This window comes from Gilvimarinus gilvus (assembly GCF_030518155.1).
Classification (GTDB): Bacteria; Pseudomonadota; Gammaproteobacteria; order Pseudomonadales; family Cellvibrionaceae; genus Gilvimarinus; species Gilvimarinus gilvus.
On sequence record NZ_JAULRU010000511.1, the window covers coordinates 1 to 511 of the forward strand.

General features: G+C 60.9%; 1 protein-coding gene. It reads right to left on the reverse strand.

Features of this window, described 5'->3' with window-relative positions; genetic code table 11:
* Window positions 1-78: 78 nt before the first annotated feature.
* A partial coding sequence (locus QWI17_RS09135) for a four-helix bundle copper-binding protein (protein ID WP_302722201.1) occupies window positions 79-511 on the reverse strand: 433 nt, incomplete at its 5' end.

Genomic DNA, 511 nt, shown 5'->3' on the forward strand with positions numbered 1-511 from the left:
AATGAACAGGCCGGGGCTTTTCAAGCCCGGCTTGTGTGTCACAGCGGCACCCTTTCGAGGAAATGCTGCAGGCAATGGTCAGGCAGTGATTGCCTTGCAGGCCTTCAAGCAATCGGCACAGGCATCTGCGCATGCCTTGCATTCAGCGTGCTGGTCTGCGTGCTTGCGGCATTCGTTTTCACAACTGGCACACACATCGGCCGCCATCCTGGCCATGGCGGGTGTGAAGCTGGAACCTTGCACGGCCAGCTTCATCAAGGCTGTACAGGTCGCCAGCAGCTCATTGACTGACTGGGCACAGCCCGCCATTTCCTTGTCACCCTGCCCCAACAGCACCAGGCAATGCGCCAGGCAGGCCTCCCCGGTTTTCAGGCAATCACTGCTAGTGTCGATCACGCCTGCAAACGGCTTGCCGCCGCCATGATCATGGTGGTGTTCGTGGCCTTCAGTCGCGGCCAACGCCGGCGCCACCATGGCCACCGCCACCGCGCCGGCAACGGTCTTGAGTATT